The sequence below is a fragment of the Microcystis sp. LE18-22.4A genome (assembly GCF_027531105.1).
Lineage (GTDB): Bacteria > Cyanobacteriota > Cyanobacteriia > Cyanobacteriales > Microcystaceae > Microcystis > Microcystis aeruginosa.
Genome location: NZ_JAPZRB010000050.1, coordinates 1 through 15,958 on the forward strand (window position 1 = coordinate 1; position 15,958 = coordinate 15,958).

The 15,958-nt window shown below is 42.3% G+C and carries 18 protein-coding genes and 1 pseudogene; 11 read left to right on the forward strand and 8 right to left on the reverse strand.

Annotated elements, in window-relative coordinates:
• The coding region (locus O9295_RS02305) for an RNA-guided endonuclease InsQ/TnpB family protein (protein WP_288031367.1) at positions 1-878 on the reverse strand (878 nt) is incomplete at its 3' end.
• Between the two features lie 129 nt (positions 879-1,007).
• On the opposite strand from O9295_RS02305, the gene O9295_RS02310 reads away from it, so the two are divergent.
• Positions 1,008-2,213 carry an acetate kinase gene (locus O9295_RS02310; protein ID WP_288031369.1) on the forward strand — a complete coding sequence of 402 codons (1,206 nt, stop codon included), beginning with the start codon at positions 1,008-1,010 and terminating at the stop codon, positions 2,211-2,213.
• A 3-nt stretch (positions 2,214-2,216) separates the two neighbouring features.
• On the opposite strand, the gene O9295_RS02315 is transcribed toward O9295_RS02310, so the two are convergent.
• From O9295_RS02315 to O9295_RS02330, 4 genes are all read right to left on the reverse strand, one after another.
• Positions 2,217-2,768, reverse strand: coding sequence for an anti-sigma factor family protein (locus O9295_RS02315; protein ID WP_147072862.1), 552 nt, complete (start codon positions 2,766-2,768; stop codon positions 2,217-2,219).
• A gap of 113 nt (positions 2,769-2,881) precedes the next feature.
• Positions 2,882-3,538 carry a sigma-70 family RNA polymerase sigma factor gene (locus O9295_RS02320; protein ID WP_002759776.1) on the reverse strand — a complete coding sequence of 219 codons (657 nt, stop codon included), beginning with the start codon at positions 3,536-3,538 and terminating at the stop codon, positions 2,882-2,884.
• Positions 3,539-3,811: 273 nt separating this feature from the next.
• Positions 3,812-4,402 (reverse strand): PAP/fibrillin family protein, encoded by a 591-nt coding sequence (locus O9295_RS02325; protein ID WP_147069961.1) that lies wholly within the window; start codon positions 4,400-4,402, stop codon positions 3,812-3,814.
• Positions 4,403-4,581: 179 nt separating this feature from the next.
• A complete protein-coding gene (locus O9295_RS02330) occupies positions 4,582-5,145 on the reverse strand; it encodes a bilin-binding protein (protein WP_288031371.1) in 564 nt (187 codons plus the stop codon).
• Between the two features lie 149 nt (positions 5,146-5,294).
• Between O9295_RS02330 and rseP the strand changes: the two genes are divergently transcribed.
• The 3 genes from rseP (at position 5,295) to O9295_RS02345 (ending at position 7,877) form a co-directional block, all read left to right on the forward strand.
• Positions 5,295-6,386, forward strand: coding sequence for an RIP metalloprotease RseP (gene rseP / locus O9295_RS02335; protein WP_147069965.1), 1,092 nt, complete (start codon positions 5,295-5,297; stop codon positions 6,384-6,386).
• Positions 6,386-7,042: an endonuclease III gene (gene nth / locus O9295_RS02340; protein ID WP_288031372.1), complete on the forward strand. Its 657-nt coding sequence runs from the start codon at positions 6,386-6,388 to the stop codon at positions 7,040-7,042. The genes rseP and nth overlap by 1 nt, the downstream gene beginning before the upstream one ends.
• Before the next feature lie 226 nt (positions 7,043-7,268).
• Entirely contained in the window at positions 7,269-7,877 is a 609-nt protein-coding gene (locus O9295_RS02345) for a rhomboid family intramembrane serine protease (protein WP_147069969.1), read from the forward strand.
• Here O9295_RS02345 and O9295_RS02350 read toward each other — a convergent pair.
• Complete coding sequence (locus O9295_RS02350) at positions 7,874-8,200, reverse strand: antibiotic biosynthesis monooxygenase family protein (RefSeq protein ID WP_002759792.1); 327 nt, start codon at positions 8,198-8,200, stop codon at positions 7,874-7,876. The two genes, O9295_RS02345 and O9295_RS02350, sit on opposite strands and share 4 nt — an antisense overlap.
• Before the next feature lie 160 nt (positions 8,201-8,360).
• Between O9295_RS02350 and O9295_RS02355 the strand changes: the two genes are divergently transcribed.
• Positions 8,361-8,903, forward strand: a complete 543-nt coding sequence (locus O9295_RS02355; protein WP_288031375.1) for an NADPH-dependent FMN reductase — start codon at positions 8,361-8,363, stop codon at positions 8,901-8,903.
• Here the strand turns inward: O9295_RS02355 and folB are convergent.
• Positions 8,890-9,246 (reverse strand): dihydroneopterin aldolase, encoded by a 357-nt coding sequence (folB, locus tag O9295_RS02360; RefSeq protein WP_288031377.1) that lies wholly within the window; start codon positions 9,244-9,246, stop codon positions 8,890-8,892. The two genes, O9295_RS02355 and folB, sit on opposite strands and share 14 nt — an antisense overlap.
• Positions 9,247-9,377: 131 nt before the next feature.
• Positions 9,378-10,361, reverse strand: a complete 984-nt coding sequence (locus O9295_RS02365) for a glycosyltransferase family 2 protein (protein WP_288031380.1) — start codon at positions 10,359-10,361, stop codon at positions 9,378-9,380.
• 404 nt (positions 10,362-10,765) lie between these two features.
• On the opposite strand from O9295_RS02365, the gene O9295_RS02370 reads away from it, so the two are divergent.
• The 6 genes and pseudogenes from O9295_RS02370 (at position 10,766) to O9295_RS02395 (ending at position 15,954) form a co-directional block, all read left to right on the forward strand.
• Positions 10,766-11,686, forward strand: a complete 921-nt coding sequence (locus tag O9295_RS02370) for a glycosyltransferase family 2 protein (protein ID WP_288031382.1) — start codon at positions 10,766-10,768, stop codon at positions 11,684-11,686.
• Between the two features lie 14 nt (positions 11,687-11,700).
• On the forward strand, positions 11,701-12,660 hold the full coding sequence (locus tag O9295_RS02375; RefSeq protein ID WP_061432601.1) for a GDP-mannose 4,6-dehydratase: 960 nt from the start codon (positions 11,701-11,703) through the stop codon (positions 12,658-12,660).
• A gap of 2 nt (positions 12,661-12,662) precedes the next feature.
• On the forward strand, positions 12,663-13,880 hold the full coding sequence (locus O9295_RS02380) for a glycosyltransferase family 4 protein (RefSeq protein WP_288031386.1): 1,218 nt from the start codon (positions 12,663-12,665) through the stop codon (positions 13,878-13,880).
• A 30-nt stretch (positions 13,881-13,910) separates the two neighbouring features.
• Positions 13,911-14,894 (forward strand): annotated as a pseudogene (locus O9295_RS02385) (glycosyltransferase family 2 protein).
• Positions 14,895-14,921: 27 nt separating this feature from the next.
• A complete protein-coding gene (locus O9295_RS02390; RefSeq protein WP_288031389.1) occupies positions 14,922-15,476 on the forward strand; it encodes a phycobiliprotein lyase in 555 nt (184 codons plus the stop codon).
• Positions 15,477-15,561: 85 nt separating this feature from the next.
• Positions 15,562-15,954 carry a MerR family transcriptional regulator gene (locus O9295_RS02395; RefSeq protein WP_288031391.1) on the forward strand — a complete coding sequence of 131 codons (393 nt, stop codon included), beginning with the start codon at positions 15,562-15,564 and terminating at the stop codon, positions 15,952-15,954.
• The last annotated feature ends 4 nt before the right edge of the window (positions 15,955-15,958 follow it).

Sequence of the window (15,958 nt, forward strand, 5' to 3'; positions counted from 1 at the left end):
ATTTCTCCCCAGCTTACATCAGATATTGCCTGAGATAATTTCGGGTTTTTGACCATATTCTTAACGGCTAAATTCTCAACCACAATCGTTTGGTTTTCACGAACTAATTGAGTGGTTAGCTTATGTAAATGGTCTTTTCTGCTATCGGTGATTTGAGCGTGAATTCTGGCTACTTTGATTCTCGCTTTTTCTCGATTCTTTGAGTCTTTCTGTTTTCTAGAAAGATTTTTTTGTGCTTTTCGCAACCTCTGATAATGTTTCTTAAAATGCTTAGGATTAGATACCTTGTCTCCATCGCTGGTAATCACAAGGCTACTAATTCCTAAGTCAATTCCGATGGCTTTATCTGTTACTGGTAAAGGCTTAATCGTTGGGTCATCAAATCTAATTGAAATATGCCAGCGTCCAGAAGGATGTAATCTGACTGTTACTGTGCTTGGTTCACAGCTTTCTGGTATTTGTCTTGACCATCGAATAGGTAAAGGTTCTGTGCATTTGGCTAAATAGATTTGTTTGTCTTTAAATTTAAAAGCAGATTTGGTAAATTCGGCACTTCCTCCCTGATGTTTTTTCTTAAAGTTAGGATACTTAGTACGACCAGCAAGGAAATTAGTAAAAGCTGTTTGTAGGTGTCTTAACCCTTGTTGTAAGGGTACACAGCTAACTTCGTTTAAAAACTCTAATTCTTCTTGTTTTTTCCAATCAGTTAGCATTGAAGAAGTTTCAGTATATCCTACTCTTTCTTGTCTTTCGTACCAAGCTTGTGTTCTGAGATGGAGAGCTTTATTGTAAACTAATCTTACACAGCCCAATGTGCGCCGCAATAGCGACTCTTGTTCGGGTGTGGGGTAAAATCGAAACGAATAGGCTTTTTCCATGTCCTTTCACACTAGCATATATTTCGTAAATGTGCTAATATTTAACAGTAAAGCCGTCGTTCTACGACGGGGTTTCAGACCCAAAATTTTCGATGATCAGCACAAGCCACCTCCTAATTGAGCTTTTTTATGAAAATTCTGGTCTTAAATGCGGGATCGAGCAGTCAAAAAAGTTGTTTGTACGATTTAGAGTTTCTCCCCGGCCATCCTCCGCAACCAATTTGGCAAGCGGGGATCGATTGGACGGTTAACCCTGATTACGGGGTTTTAACGGTAAAAGCCAAGGGAATTAAACAGGAAATTAATCTTTCTAGTCAAGACCGTCCGGCAGGAATTGCTCGGATGTTAGATACCTTAGTCACTGGCGAAACTAAGGTAGTAGCCAACCTCGCCGACATTAGTATAGTCGGTCATCGAGTTGTCCATGGTGGCACGGAATATTCCCAGGCAACCATGATCACTCCCCCAGTCAAAGAAACGATTAAAAAGCTGATCCCCCTTGCTCCTAGCCATAATCCCGCTCATTTAGAAGGAATTGAGGCAATCGAGCAAGTTTTGGGCGATGTTCCTCAAGTAGCAGTGTTTGACACTGCTTTTCATCGTTCTATCCCTCCTGAGTCTTCTCTTTATCCCATTCCCTACCAATGGAGTGAACTGGGAATCCGTCGCTATGGTTTCCATGGCACCAGTCATCAGTACTGCTCGCAACGGGCCGCCGAATTGTTGGGAAAACCCCTAGAATCGTTGAAAATGGTGGTCTGTCATCTGGGCAATGGTGCTTCCCTATCGGCAGTCAAGGGGGGTAAAAGTATCGATACTACTATGGGATTTACTCCCCTAGAGGGATTGATGATGGGAACCCGCAGCGGTTCGATCGATCCAGGGATTCTGATTTATCTAGAGCGAGAATATCAATATAATCCCGATAGTTTAAATAGTTTACTCAATAAAGAATCCGGTTTAAAGGGAATTTCGGGTATTTCTGGGGATATGCGGGCAATTACGACGGCGATGGCCGAAGGCAACGAGAGGGCAAAATTAGCATTTGAGATGTATATTCATCGTCTGAAAGGTTTAATCGGATCGATGATCGCTTCTCTAGAGGGGTTGGATGTGTTGGTATTTACGGCAGGAATCGGCGAAAATTCAGCTTTAGTACGGGAAAAAGCCAGTCAAGGCTGGCCTTTTTTGGGTTTAGAGTTAGATTTAGCTAAAAATGCCGCTCGTCCCCGGGATGAGGATATCGCCAGCGAGACATCTAAAGTGCGAGTGATGGTAATTGCTACGGCGGAAGATTGGGCGATCGCACGAGAATGCTGGCATTTATCTCCATAGACCTTACCTTTGGCCATTCTCTTTTGGCTGTTCCGTTGCGGGAATCTCCATAATCGGATGGTTAAGAGCAATCATCAAATGGTCTCCCTCTTGGCTAATACTGCTCGGACTGCTCGCCATTTGGGAGAGGGGATCATTGCGTCCCGAGACGAAGTAGGAGCCAACAGCGATCGCCATAGCGGTGAAAATTGCGCCACCATAAACATAATATTGCCGACGACGCTGACCATCGACTTTTCTGAACACCTGTTCTGCCAATCGGTCGCTGGCCATAGTAGCCGGTACGGGAATTTGCTTTAAATTAGTTTGTAATCCCAAGAGCTGCTGATAGAGTTTTTTAGCGGCAGCATCATGGTCTAACCAATGCTGAACTAGCTTCCGTTCCTCTACCGTTACTTCGTTATCAATATAGGCGCTAATTAAATCGAAACGATGAGCTTCTTCGTTATCCTCATCTAAGAATAAAATATCCTCGGTTGCGGAGTTGCAATCGCTGTCATCGTGACGTAACAAAGACTTGATCCATTGAACGTCTTCGGGTTGATAATTATTCATGGTTGACCTCGACCAGAAGCGATCGGTATACAATCACTTTTTACCAGCACGGAGCTAGTTAAATTTAACGACTCCTCATTTCGACCGTTAGTGCCGAATCACCACAATTTTATTTAGCCTTCCGTAAAATAGGGCTGTAAAACAGATTGTAATTTAGCGCGAGCGCGAGCAATGCGGGATTTAACAGTTCCTAAAGAAACTCCCGTCATCTCGGCAATTTCTTCGTAGGCCATGCCTTCAATTTCTCGCAGAATAATAGTTGTCCGAAAAGCTTCTGGTAAATCAGCGATCGCCGCCTGTAATTGATCGTAGAATTCGTGGGTGGTGAGATGTTCATCGGGACTGGGGTAATCGGACTCGATATCCCAATCGATTTCGCCATCTTCCACGCGCCGGGGAGCATCGAGGGAAATGGGGTGATTAACCCGCTTGCGTTTCCGCAATTCGTCGTAAAAAAGATTAGTGGCAATGCGACTTAACCAACCGCGGAACTTGAGGGGTTCATGGAGACGGTTAATATTGCGATAGACGCGAATCCAGACCTCTTGAGCCAAATCAGCGCGATCTTGCCAATCGGGAGCCAAATGATAGAGTAATTTATCAATATGAGCTTGATAGCGCCGCAGCAGTTCCGCAAAAGCTGCTCGATCGGGCTGGCACCCTTCCTGACAGCGTGCAATTAGATCGTAGTTGGAGAGTTTGTCAGGGGACACGGGGTTTTGAGACTTTTTGGCCTCAAGTGACCAAGATGCTGGAATCGATTGACTCATGGGATTTCCTCTAAGGATATAAACTCCTCACTCAGAGCTTGAGGACGGGAGAATTCAGTAAAGGTTCCCGAAAATAAATAATTTTTTTCCCATATTTTGATTCTAACCGATCGGGGCATTCATCTGGGGGAGCAAGTGGGGTGTCGGGTGTGGGGTAGTGGGGAGGTGGGGTAGTGGGGTAGTGGGGTAGTGGGGAGGTGGGGTAGTGGGGAGGTGGGGAGAATACATAAAAGCTGTCTCGGAGTCTCGGAGTCTCCTGAATAGCTCTGTAAGTTAGGTTTTTTCCTTAGCGAGAATAAAGACGCTGCCCTCGCTGCCGCGGCCGATGCGGAGATCTTCATCGAGATAGGTGATATCGAGCCAACCTGTTTGTTGGCGATTATTGAAAGAAAAATCGAGGGGAGGAAATTTTTTGCCACTCTCGATCGCTTCGATAAATTCTTGGGGAGAATGATAATTGAGAAGACGTTGCAGACCGAAAATCGAGCGCTCAAATTTGACCATTACCCGACGCTCGGATGTGGGTTCAAAGGTAGCGGAGACGATTACTGCCCCTTCTAGCCAAGGTACGCCGATAATTTCGGCGATATTGTAGAGTTTGGCCTTGTTCAGGTCGAGATATTGATAAATTTGCCCTAATTGCAAAAAAGGTAGGCGATCTATTCCCAGAATGTTGCGGCTGCTGGTGAATAGCAAACGCCAATTGCCCCCTAATAGTTGTTTAACTTCGAGGGGATGGGGATGGGGATTGTGATCCTCCAATTGTTCGATCGCCGCTAAAATCCGCACGCGGTCGCTTTCCGTGGCCAGGAGTCCACGATTTCTACCAGCGATCAATTCTAATAATTTCGCTTTGGCATCCATAGAATCTCCCTTATTTTATAAACTACCTCAACCCGCTGGGCGATCACTCAAGGTTTTGGCTGGCCCTCAGAGGCTCACCTGCGCCGATGATTTCAGGGTTTCAACGGGGTTTTAACCTCGGTGAGCGGCATTTTCAACCGTTGGCCTTATTATTTTAACACAGATTAAATGCCGCAGTTTTAAAACTTTTTCATAACCGTAATTAAGTGATCAAAATAGGGAGTAATTGCGGTTTTTTCTGGGTCTCTAAAATACGCTAAACTGTATGCTTTTAAAGCTTCTAAACCCGAAATCATCGCCCCTAATGGTACTTGCAATTCTTGGTAAAGAAGACGCATATTTTCCAATCCCTCGGCACTGGTATAGGGAATCTGTTGTCCGACGACACCGTAGGTAATACAGCGTAAAAAGTTCCAGAAATCACGCCAACAAGCTTCGGCGCGGTGGGGTGGATAAAGATCGCCCCCGGGTTGAAGAATGGTAGGAAATTGGCTGAAGACAGTCTGACGGGCGTTATCGACGATAAAATTAGCATTATCCCGCAGTTTTCGAGCTTGTTGACTAGAAACAAGTAAATCAGGCTCTAAATTGACGATAGTATCTAAATCGCTATCGCTGAGATAGCGAGTTTGCTCATCCGCTTGTTGCCAAATAGCGATCGCTGCTTGCTGATAGGGCCAATTAGCGAAACTAATGATTCTCGCTTTTGGGATTAATTGCTGGGCGCGCTCACTCAAAGGCATCGATCGCTCTCCGTTAGGTCAGATTAGGCAGTTAAGATCACTTCTATCATAAATGATCGAAAAATTAGCGATAACTCCAGATTTTTTGAAATCTATCCAAGAGGATCGCTTACAATAAACAAAAGCTAAGTCATTATAATTTGATCATCATGTCAGTTTTAATAGCGATCGGTGTACTTGCCCTATTAATTGTCGTTCACGAATTGGGTCATTTTGCCGCTGCTCGTTGGCAATCTATCCATGTTAATCGCTTTTCCATCGGTTTTGGTCCAGCTTTAGCTAAATATCAAGGTAAAGAAACGGAATACGCCCTCCGCGCCATTCCTTTAGGGGGTTACGTTGGTTTTCCTGATGACGATCCCGATAGTCAAATTGCCAATAACGATCCTGATTTATTACGCAATCGTCCGGTTTTCGATCGAGCTATCGTCATTAGTGCGGGAGTAATTGCTAATTTAATTTTTGCCTATTTTTTGCTTGTTACCCAAGTCGCTACGGTGGGGTTTCCCCAAATTAACTATCAAGAAGGGGTAATTATTCCTGAAGTTTTCACTGCTGAAAATTCGGTCGCTAAACAAGCGGGAATGCAAGCGGGGGATATTGTTCTCGCTATCAATGATCAGCCCCTTGGTGCTTCTCAAAATGCCATTATTGACTTCCGTGACATTATTCAATCTTCCCCCGATCAACCCCTAAAATTAACCATCAAACGCCCGACAGAAACGATCGATTTAATCGTTACTCCTGAATTGGGAAGTGATGGTCAGGGTAAAATTGGGGTTAGATTGGCTCCTAACGGTGAAGAAACTCGCCTGAAGGCCGATAATTTTGGGCAAGCTTTTAGCTTAGGTGCGGGTGAATTTCAACGATTAACCCTATTAACCGTTCAAGGTTTTGGGCAGTTAGTTAGTAACTTCAAAGACAGTGTTCAACAGGTAGCAGGACCGGTTAAAATTGTCGAATATGGAGCGGCAATCGCTCGTAATGATGCGGGTAATCTTTTTCAATTTGCCGCCCTAATTAGTATTAACTTAGCCGTGATTAATATTCTACCTTTACCTGCCCTTGATGGCGGTCAATTGGTATTTTTATTAATCGAAGCTTTGGTAGGTAAACCTCTCCCAACTAAACTACAAGATAACATCATGCAAACAGGTCTAGTTTTACTCTTAGGATTAGGAGTTTTCTTAATCGTGCGCGACACGGCTAACCTAGCAGTTTTTCAGGATTTATTCCAGTGATGGACTCTCGAAAAAAAACTGAACCTCAACTGCGTGCCCTAGAAATTTTAAGCAACCTAAAGCGATTATATCCAGAGGCAACCTGTAGCTTAAATTATCAAACTCCCGTGCAGTTATTGGTGGCAGTGATTCTCTCGGCACAATGCACTGATGAGCGGGTAAATAAGGTGACTCCTGCTTTATTCGCTCGTTTTCCCGATGCTAAATCCTTAGCTTTTGCCGAGCGAGAGGAGTTAGAAACTCTCATTCGTTCCACGGGATTCTATCGCAATAAAGCTAAAAATATTCAGGGTGCTTGTCAAAAAATCCTCAAGGATTTTCAGGGGGAAGTACCCAAGACAATGGGGGAATTATTAACTTTACCCGGGGTAGCTAGAAAAACGGCTAATGTGGTACTCGCTCACGCTTACGGGATTATTGAGGGGGTGACAGTAGATACCCACGTTAAGCGCTTAAGTAATCGTTTGGGTTTAACTACTAATAACGATCCGGTGAAAATTGAACGGGATTTAATGGCTTTACTACCTCAACCGGATTGGGAAACTTTTTCTATTAGTATTATTTACCACGGCCGGGCAGTTTGTAAAGCAAGAAATCCCGCTTGTTTTTCCTGTCAATTAGCCCCTCTTTGTCCCGCAGTAAACAGTAAACAGTAAACAGTAAACTGAAAACTCACACCTGATAACTGAATCACTGATAAGTAGTCGGACATAAATAAACAACACTATGTTAAGGAATGTAAAATAGGCGGTTTTCGCTGCTGCACACAGCCTTCTACCCTATTTACAAAACTTTATACAGCAGCGAAAACTTATGTCCGACTACTTAACTGATAACTGATAACTGATAACTGATAACTGATAACTGATGTGGGGGGCTATAATGGGAAAAAATAGCTCATCCATCAATCCTATGAGTCAAGGATCTCGGCAAGAAATAAAAACCCAAGCAATAATCCTCGCTACCTTTGTGGCGATTTTTTGGCTGTTAGAGATTTTAGATCAATTTGTTTTTCGGGGCAGTTTAGACATTTTCGGGATTATTCCGCATCAAGTCATCGGATTGCGGGGTATTCTTTTCGCACCTTTCCTACACGGTGACTTTCCCCATCTTATCGCTAATACGGTTCCTTTCCTGATTCTCGGTTGGTTGGTGATGTTACAGGAAACCAGTGACTTTTTTATTGTGACTGGGTTGACTATGCTGGTGGGGGGGTTAGGAGTCTGGTTATTTGCTGCTCCCGGATCCATTCATATCGGGGCAAGTATCTTGATTTTTGGCTATTTAGGTTTTTTATTACTGCGGGGCTATTTCCAAAGAAATATTCCTTCTATACTCTTGTCAATTTTAGTCTTTTTACTCTACGGTGGCACAATTTGGGGCGTTTTGCCTTCCCGTCCGGGGATTTCTTGGCAAGGACATTTATTTGGTTTCCTAGGCGGGGTTTTAGCCGCCAAATTAATCGCCACCGAAAAGAAACATTATCCCTAAATGGGGGAACCTTCTATCTCGCTACATACTTCATAAAAATCGGTGACAGGCGGTTTCGCAAACAGAGGAGCCATGGATTTCAGCAATAATTCGTGGGCTTCGCTTTTATTTGCCTCCATATCATCGATTTTATCCCAGATGATCACGGCAATTCCTTCGTCGGTTCCGGGTTTTTGCAGCAGAAAAGCCCCCTGGAATCCCGTGGAATAGGTGGAAACGGCCTTTTCGTAGAGTTTTTGGGCTTCGGAAAAACACCCCGGTTTGAATTCACCAATAGCCACATAGGCGTATTTATGTTTGAGAAAATCGAGAAATTCTGGCATGGCAATCAGGGGAAATGGAATAAATCTTTCTTTCTACTCCCATTAAAACTTAGATCGATCGCCCCCTCCGCCCCATCGACATATTTTTTTAACTAAGCTTCCCCAATTGTCTCTTTTTTTGTTAGCTTATATGTAGTCGTTATGAGTTTGTATAAGTTCTATGATCAAAATTGTTGGTATTAATGGCAGTTTACGCCCAGGATCCTATAGTGCGATGGCGTTAGAAGTTGCTATCAGTCGAGTACAGGCGTTAGGAGTAGAAACAGAGATAATTGACCTGAGAAAACTCTCTTTACCCTTCTGTAACGGGGGAGATGACTATTCTGACTATCCCGATGTGGCCAAAATGCAGCAAACGGTTAAATCGGCAGCGGGATTAATTTTGGCGACACCGGAGTATCATGGCAGTGTCAGTGGTGTGATGAAGAATGCCCTAGATTTAATGAGTTTTGAGGAGTTATCGGGAAAGGTTGCTGGATTAATCAGTGTTTTAGGCGGCCAATCCAATAGTAACGCCCTAAATGACTTAAGAATCATTCTCCGTTGGGTTCACGCTTGGGTAATTCCCGAACAAATTAGCTTAGGACAAGCGTGGAAAGTCTTCAACGAAGAAGGAGAAATCCTTGACGAGAAGCTTTCCCAACGTTTTGACGCTTTTGCGCGAAGTTTAGTCGATCATACCCGTAAACTCAACGAGATCTAGTAATATCGATGGTGATTTTACCGGTGAAATGGGGAATTGGGGCGGCAGGTTTCGATAATTGTACTCTTACCTGTCGCACTCGATCGAGTTGTAGGATATCCTCAGCGATAACCGTGGCCAATTTTTCCACTAGGGCAAATTTGCCGGTTTCAATCTGGTGTTTGACAATTTTGATCGCCTGTCGATAATCTAGGGTATCTTCAATCGCGTCACTTTTGCCAGCAATGCTGATATCAAGTTCTAGGGATAAATCTACCTCAAACCATTGACCTAAAACCTGTTCTTCGGCCAGATATCCTGTGTAACCGTAGGCACGAATTCCTCTAACGTGAATAGTATCCATAGATAGTTAAATTAAAAAACTGGTGGCTTTTGCCACAAAGATGAAGTGTAACCTAATTTGGTATCGACGACCGACTTGCCAAAATGAAAACTTCCTACCCGACCATTAGGATAACTGCTATAAATTATAGTTTAGACGGCTCTTACCTGTTCGGCGTAATCTTTGGAGCGTAGTTGACGAAAACCTTGAAAAGCCAGTTGTCTCAAATTTAGAGGTAAATAGGAAAGCAGTAAACCCAGTCTAGCTCGTCGGGATTTTCCTAACAATTGCGAGGCTTTTTCTATTAAAAATCGCCCGGGTTCGGTTTCTCCCTTTTCAATTAATTTTATTCCCAAAGATTCCTGTAAAAAAGCCGCTTTTTTTACTCTTTCTTCTTCTAATTTTACATCATTAAAGTGATAACTTTCTGTACAAAACAGTTTTGCTTGCAAAAAGTGAACCGCTTGTTTTAAGCTAGTTTGACCGCCATGGAAACGATATTCCATTAATAATTCTGGCAGAAAATAAGCTTGTTTTCCCGCTAAAGCTAAACGCACTAATAAATCAAAATCTTCACAACCATCCGCTTGAGAGCGCATATAATCCACATCGGCTAAAGATTGATAACGAAAAAGAGTCGAACCCACCTGTAAACTTTGATAGTAAAAAGTTTGTCTCTCTAAATCAGTAATAATCCCTTGTTGTAATCTGTCTTTGCCCCATTTTGCTGAATTTTCCTGGGTTGCTGAGGCAACTTTTTGTCCAAATTTATCAATAATCCAGTGATCGGTACAGACAAAATCAACCTTTTTTTCTTGATCTAAAATAGGGACAGTTTTCGCTAAAAATTCAGGAGTTAGTCCATCATCATCATCGAATTTAATAAAATATTCTCCCCGAGCAGCCGTAAAACCCGATCGCATATTTAAACTTCTACCAAGATTTTGGGGATGACGCAGATAAATTATTCTCGAATCCCGAAATGCTGCCACCACTTCTGGGGTATGATCAGAAGAACCATCATCACAAACAATTAACTCAAAATCTTCATAAGTCTGCCGCAAGACACTATTAATCGAATAGCTGAGATAATCGGCGCGGTTATAGGTGGGAATACAAACAGTTACTTTCGGCATAATATTTTCAGTAATCAGTAATCAGTAATCAGTAATCAGCTTCTGAAGGCAAGAGGCAACAGGCAAAAGGCAAAAGACAGTATCTGGCAATTCTCCTACCTAAAAAGAAGGTTATAAACTAAGTACATCAAAGCTTTTAGCTTAACAAATTAGGTTTTAGATTGGTCGAGTGGAGAGTGTTATAGCAGTTATCTTCATGGTGAGATAGGAAGTTTTCCTTTTGGGGAGTCGGTCGTCAATACCAAATTAGGTTATACTTCATCTTTACGAGAAACGCTATAAGTAAAAAGCAATCTCGGAGTCTCGGAGTCTCCTGTCTCCTGTCTCCAGGTTAAAAAAGTATTTTTACATTTTTGCAAAGGAATGTTAAGTTTTAGGGTATTGAATGAGTAACCTTGATAGCCATGGCTCCTAAAATAGCAGGGATTATCTGTACCCACAACCGCGATCACTACCTAGAAGGAGCGATCGATAGTCTTTTAGGGCAAACCTGCCCAGATTGTGAGATTTTAGTGGTTGATAACGCATCTACCGATAAAACCCGTCAAGTGGCCCAGTCGCGTCTGGGAGATGGGCGGCTAAAATACGTTTACGAACCTATTTTAGGGCTATCTACCGCCAGAAATCGCGGGGCGAAGGAAACTAGAGCGCCGATTTTAGCCTATTTGGATGACGATGCGATCGCTAGTCCTCAATGGTTGCAAATTCTGTTAAATGCCTACGAAAATAACCAAAAACTGGCAGTAGCTGGGGGAAAAGTCACCTTAATTTGGCCGCAAGGCTACAGTCAACCCAATTGGTTATCCGATGAGTTAGCAGCGGGTTTAGGGGCTTTCGATTTGGGCGACAATGTGGTATATATCAGCCAAGCGGATTTAACTCCGCGAGGGGTTAATTACTCAATCCGGCGAGATTTCTTGGAGAAGATTGGCGGTTTTGACCCTAATTTGGGAAGAATTGGCAAAAAACTTCTATCTAACGAGGAATTATACACTACAGAACTAGCACTCGCCCAGGGATGGCAAGTAGGCTATTTTCCCGCAGCATTGGTGGAACACAATGTTGCCCCGGAAAGAATCAATCGTCAATGGTTTATGCGTCGTAGTTGGTGGCAAGGCATCAGCGAACACTACCGGGAAGAAGTGGCAGGAAGGACGGGATTGGCTCAATTTAGGCGAGGAGGTGAGCGTTTGGTGAGAGGATTGGTTAAATATGTCAAATTTATCAATGATCCCGCTAAAAGCTTTGATAATCTTCTCTATGCCTACGGACAAATCGGTTATTTAAGCGAGGCCGCCAAGGCGATGTTAAACCCGCAAAAGTAAATTATTGTAAATAAATGAGTAAAAAAGCGTTAATTTGTGGTATATCGGGGCAGGATGGAGCCTACCTCGCCGAATTACTGTTAAAAGCCGGCTATACAGTTTGTGGCACCTCCCGGGATGCCCAAATGTCCTCTTTTAGTAATCTGAAACGTTTGGGAATCAAGGAACAGGTAAAACTAGAATCAATGGCACTGAATGACTTTCGCAGTGTCCTACAGGTGTTGATTAAAATTCAGCCCGATGAGGTCTATAATTTGGCTGGACAAAGTTCTGTGGGTTTATCCTTCGAGCAGCCAGTGGAAACCTTAGAAAGTATTGCCACGGGAACCTTAAATCTCTTAGAAGCAATTCGATTTACCGGAGCAAAAATTAAATTATATAATGCAGGATCAAGTGAATGTTTCGGGGATATCGGCGATAATTCTGCCGACGAAAATACCCCTTTTCGTCCTCGCAGTCCCTACGCTGTGGCCAAATCGGCGGCTTTTTGGGAAGTGGCTAATTATCGAGAAGCCTACGGAATTTTTGCCTGTTCAGGCATACTTTTCAATCATGAATCTCCCCTGCGTCCCGAGCGCTTTGTTACCCAAAAAATTATTGCTGCCGTGGCTAGAATTGCCCAAGGAAGTCCCGAGACTTTACACTTAGGAAATATGGATATTCAAAGGGATTGGGGTTGGGCGCCGGAGTACGTTGAAGCGATGTATTTAATGCTGCAACCGGAGCAACCCGATGATTACGTCATTGCCACGGGAGAAAGTTCAAAACTGGAGGATTTTGTGGCCACAGCTTTTGCTACTGTGGGCTTAAATTGGCAAGATCATGTAATTTCCGATCGAAGTTTATTAAGACCAACAGATTTAGCCATTAGTCGCGGCAATCCCAACAAAGCTAAGGAAAAATTAGGTTGGCAAGCACAATACAAAATGACTGATATTGTCCGCATGATGGTAGAAAATCGTTTAGAGAAATAGCCATGAATATCTTAATGATTAGTTCCACCTTTCCCTATCCACCCAGCAAAGGAGGAACTCAGGGCAGAACTTTTAATTTACTCAAATATCTCAGCAAAAATCATGATATTACTCTCATCGTTCAGCGTACTGCTGATGTCAGCGATGAGGAGGTAGAAAAGTTAGGTAACTTTGTTAGTGAATTGGTAGTTTTTCCCCGTCCTCAAGATGCCAAAACTGGAATAATTGCTAAACTGCAAAGATTAGCTCAATTCCTGAAAACGGGAACCCCTCCCAATGTACTTTTTGGCTATTCTCAAGAGATGCAGAACTGGATAGATAGGGCAGTTAAGAGTCAAAAATTCTCAGTCATTACCAGCGAACATAGTGTTAATGAAATTTATATTCGTCCCCAATGGCAACAGCAAATTAGGACAGTAATTGATGTGCATAGTTCCCTCTATCAAACCTGCAAAAGTCAATTAGAAATTGGGGTTTCTAGTCAAGAATTACGGGATCGTCTCTACCTTCCTCTCCTGCGTCGCTACGAACAAAAAACTGTGCAGAAATTCTCAAAAACTGTCGTCACCACCGATGATGATCAAAAACAAATGCGAGAATTCGCTCCTAAGAAAGAGATTTATTTAATTCCTAATGCAGTCGATTTAGATTTATTTCCTTATCGTCCCGAGGAGCCTGCTGGACATAATTTAGTTTTTATCGGTGGGTTAGATTATTGGGTTAATATCGATGCGGCCTGTTTTTTAGCTAGGGAAATTTTACCTCGTCTTCAAATTACTTACCCCGATACTACTTTAACTCTAGTCGGTGCTAATCCATCCCTAGAAGTGCAAGAATTAACTAAGTTAAAAGGAGTGATTGTGACGGGACGAGTACCATCAATGACCACCTATCTTCATCAGGCAACTGTGGCAGTTATTCCCCTAAGAACGGGTTTTGGAATGAAGTTTAAAACCCTAGAATCTATGGCTGCGGGAGTGCCGGTGGTAGCCAGCGATCGAGGTTTAGAAGGGTTAACAGTGGAAGGAAATAATGTTCCTTTAGCAGCCTTAAGGGCTAATAGTATTGAGGAATATTGTACGGCGATTAGTAGTCTTTTTGAATCGGCAGAGTTACGAGAAAAATTATCTAGAAATGCTCGCAAATTAATCGAAGATAATTATACTTGGCAGCAAGCGGCAGCTAAGTACGAACAAGTTTTGATTGCTGACATTTGTTAGAAAATTTCTCTAATTTTTTTGTAAATTAATATGCTATCAAATCAAATACCGGTGAAAATATCTGTTGTTGTTCCTCTGTATAACGAAGAAGAAAATATCGATGCTCTCTTTGGGCGACTTTTAGCGGTTTTAGAGACAATAAATACCAGTTATGAGGTCGTTTGCGTCAATGATGGTAGTCGTGACAATACTCTCAAAAATCTCGTGGAATATCATCAACGTTACCCACAAATTAAAGTGGTTAATTTATCCCGTAATTTTGGTAAAGATATTGCCATGTCAGCAGGAATTGATTACAGTCAAGGGATGGCAGTAATTCCTATTGATGCTGATTTACAAGATCCCCCCGAATTAATTGCCGAAATGATCGAAAAATGGCAGCAGGGTTATGATGTGGTTTATGCGTCCCGTCGGGTTAGAATTGGCGAAAGTTGGTTGAAACGTTTTACAGCAGAAGGTTTCTATCAAGTCATTAATAAATTAAGTCGGGTTCCTATTCCCCCTAATACGGGAGATTTTCGCTTGATTGATCGCCGAGTGGTAGAATCAATTAAAAAGATGCCCGAACGTCAAAGATTTATGAAAGGAATATTTGCTTGGGTGGGATATAAACAGACATCAATTTTATTCGATCGAGAACCTCGGTATCAAGGACAAACTAAATGGAATTACTGGAAATTATGGAATTTTGCCATCGATGGTATTACCTCTTTTAGTTTTTTACCTCTGAAAGTCTAGACCTATGTAGGATTTATCATTGCACTTGTTAGTCTTGTTTATGCTAGTTTTTTAATGCTCAGGACTATTATTTTAGGAATCGATGTACCCGGGTACGCTTCTCTGATGGTTGCTATCTTATTTTTAGGAGGAATTCAATTACTGACTCTTGGTATTATTGGCGAATATATTGGCAGGGTTTATGAGGAAGTAAAGGGCCGACCACTTTATCTGGTTCGAGATTGTTATGGTTTTGAAAATCGGGAACAAGTTACTGATAAAATAACTCAAAATTAAAATACTGACAAGAGGAGAATTAAGTCTATGAATACCGAAGTTTTTCAGCAATTTTTTGCCTATTGTGTCGGTAGTTGGCAAACGGAAAGAACCTATCATTATCTAGCCGATAAAGAAGTGGAACGTTCCCGTACTGAATTCCTCATTCAACCCCTGACTAGGGAGATTAAACAGAAAGTTCTGACAGATAATAACTATCCTGATATTGCGGATTTAGAAAGTATCCCCGGGTTTAATTTAGGTTTCTATACCATCTCGGAAAAAGGGGAAGAAGTGCGACAAAATCTTAATCTTTTATTTGTGGTTAAAGCAGAAAATAACGGTTATTTAGAAGGGGATTATCTTCGTGATCGCGCCTACGAAGAAGCAAGACCAATTATCTCCGCTTTTCGCTTTGATTCCACTACAAGAGAGTTATTAATGACCACCAATTATACTCGCAGTGTTTCCGTGGATTCAATTACTTTAATCAATCCAGACCTGCGAATTCGCAAAATTATTAACTATCAACGTCCCCAGGAGGGGGAACCCTTGGAAAAAGTTCTCTTGGTCGGTTTTGGAGTTGAGTGTAAAGTCAGTTAAAAAAATATTTCTTTCCCCCCCCTTGATTCTCCAGTCAGGGGGAGATTTTATAATAGGGTAACGATAGGATTAAGGAGCAAAAATAATGCTCAGAATCGGTCAACTTTCCCTAGAAAGTGGTGTTTCGATTAAAACAATCCGTTATTACGAGGAATTAGGACTAATTCAGTCCCCTGAGAGGACAGAGGGACAATTTCGCCTATTTACTCCCAATACTGTCCATCGCTTGCTGTTTGTCAAAAGATTGCAATCTTTGGGTTTGAGTCTGCAACAGATCCGCGAATGTTTGGTAATTCATGACCAGGGTGAGTTACCCTGTGGAGATATTCAGGAAAAATTAATTAAACATATTGCTGAGATCGATCAACAGGTGGAACAATTGCTTTTATTGCGTCAACAATTAACCGAAACCCTGCAAGAATGGACGGATACACCTGTAAAAGACGATCAATTTATTTGCCCTAATCTCAAGGTTTAACTAT

Bases quoted from the DNA above. Each gene is read 5' to 3' on its own strand.
- O9295_RS02310 (WP_288031369.1), top strand. From the start codon at position 1,008: ATGAAAATTCTGGTCTTAAATGCGGGATCGAGCAGTCAAAAAAGTTGT.
- O9295_RS02315 (WP_147072862.1), bottom strand. From the start codon at position 2,768: ATGAATAATTATCAACCCGAAGACGTTCAATGGATCAAGTCTTTGTTA.
- O9295_RS02320 (WP_002759776.1), bottom strand. From the start codon at position 3,538: ATGAGTCAATCGATTCCAGCATCTTGGTCACTTGAGGCCAAAAAGTCT.
- O9295_RS02325 (WP_147069961.1), bottom strand. From the start codon at position 4,402: ATGGATGCCAAAGCGAAATTATTAGAATTGATCGCTGGTAGAAATCGT.
- O9295_RS02330 (WP_288031371.1), bottom strand. From the start codon at position 5,145: ATGCCTTTGAGTGAGCGCGCCCAGCAATTAATCCCAAAAGCGAGAATC.
- rseP (WP_147069965.1), top strand. From the start codon at position 5,295: ATGTCAGTTTTAATAGCGATCGGTGTACTTGCCCTATTAATTGTCGTT.
- nth (WP_288031372.1), top strand. From the start codon at position 6,386: ATGGACTCTCGAAAAAAAACTGAACCTCAACTGCGTGCCCTAGAAATT.
- O9295_RS02345 (WP_147069969.1), top strand. From the start codon at position 7,269: ATGGGAAAAAATAGCTCATCCATCAATCCTATGAGTCAAGGATCTCGG.
- O9295_RS02350 (WP_002759792.1), bottom strand. From the start codon at position 8,200: ATGCCAGAATTTCTCGATTTTCTCAAACATAAATACGCCTATGTGGCT.
- O9295_RS02355 (WP_288031375.1), top strand. From the start codon at position 8,361: ATGATCAAAATTGTTGGTATTAATGGCAGTTTACGCCCAGGATCCTAT.
- folB (WP_288031377.1), bottom strand. From the start codon at position 9,246: ATGGATACTATTCACGTTAGAGGAATTCGTGCCTACGGTTACACAGGA.
- O9295_RS02365 (WP_288031380.1), bottom strand. From the start codon at position 10,361: ATGCCGAAAGTAACTGTTTGTATTCCCACCTATAACCGCGCCGATTAT.
- O9295_RS02370 (WP_288031382.1), top strand. From the start codon at position 10,766: ATGGCTCCTAAAATAGCAGGGATTATCTGTACCCACAACCGCGATCAC.
- O9295_RS02375 (WP_061432601.1), top strand. From the start codon at position 11,701: ATGAGTAAAAAAGCGTTAATTTGTGGTATATCGGGGCAGGATGGAGCC.
- O9295_RS02380 (WP_288031386.1), top strand. From the start codon at position 12,663: ATGAATATCTTAATGATTAGTTCCACCTTTCCCTATCCACCCAGCAAA.
- O9295_RS02390 (WP_288031389.1), top strand. From the start codon at position 14,922: ATGAATACCGAAGTTTTTCAGCAATTTTTTGCCTATTGTGTCGGTAGT.
- O9295_RS02395 (WP_288031391.1), top strand. From the start codon at position 15,562: ATGCTCAGAATCGGTCAACTTTCCCTAGAAAGTGGTGTTTCGATTAAA.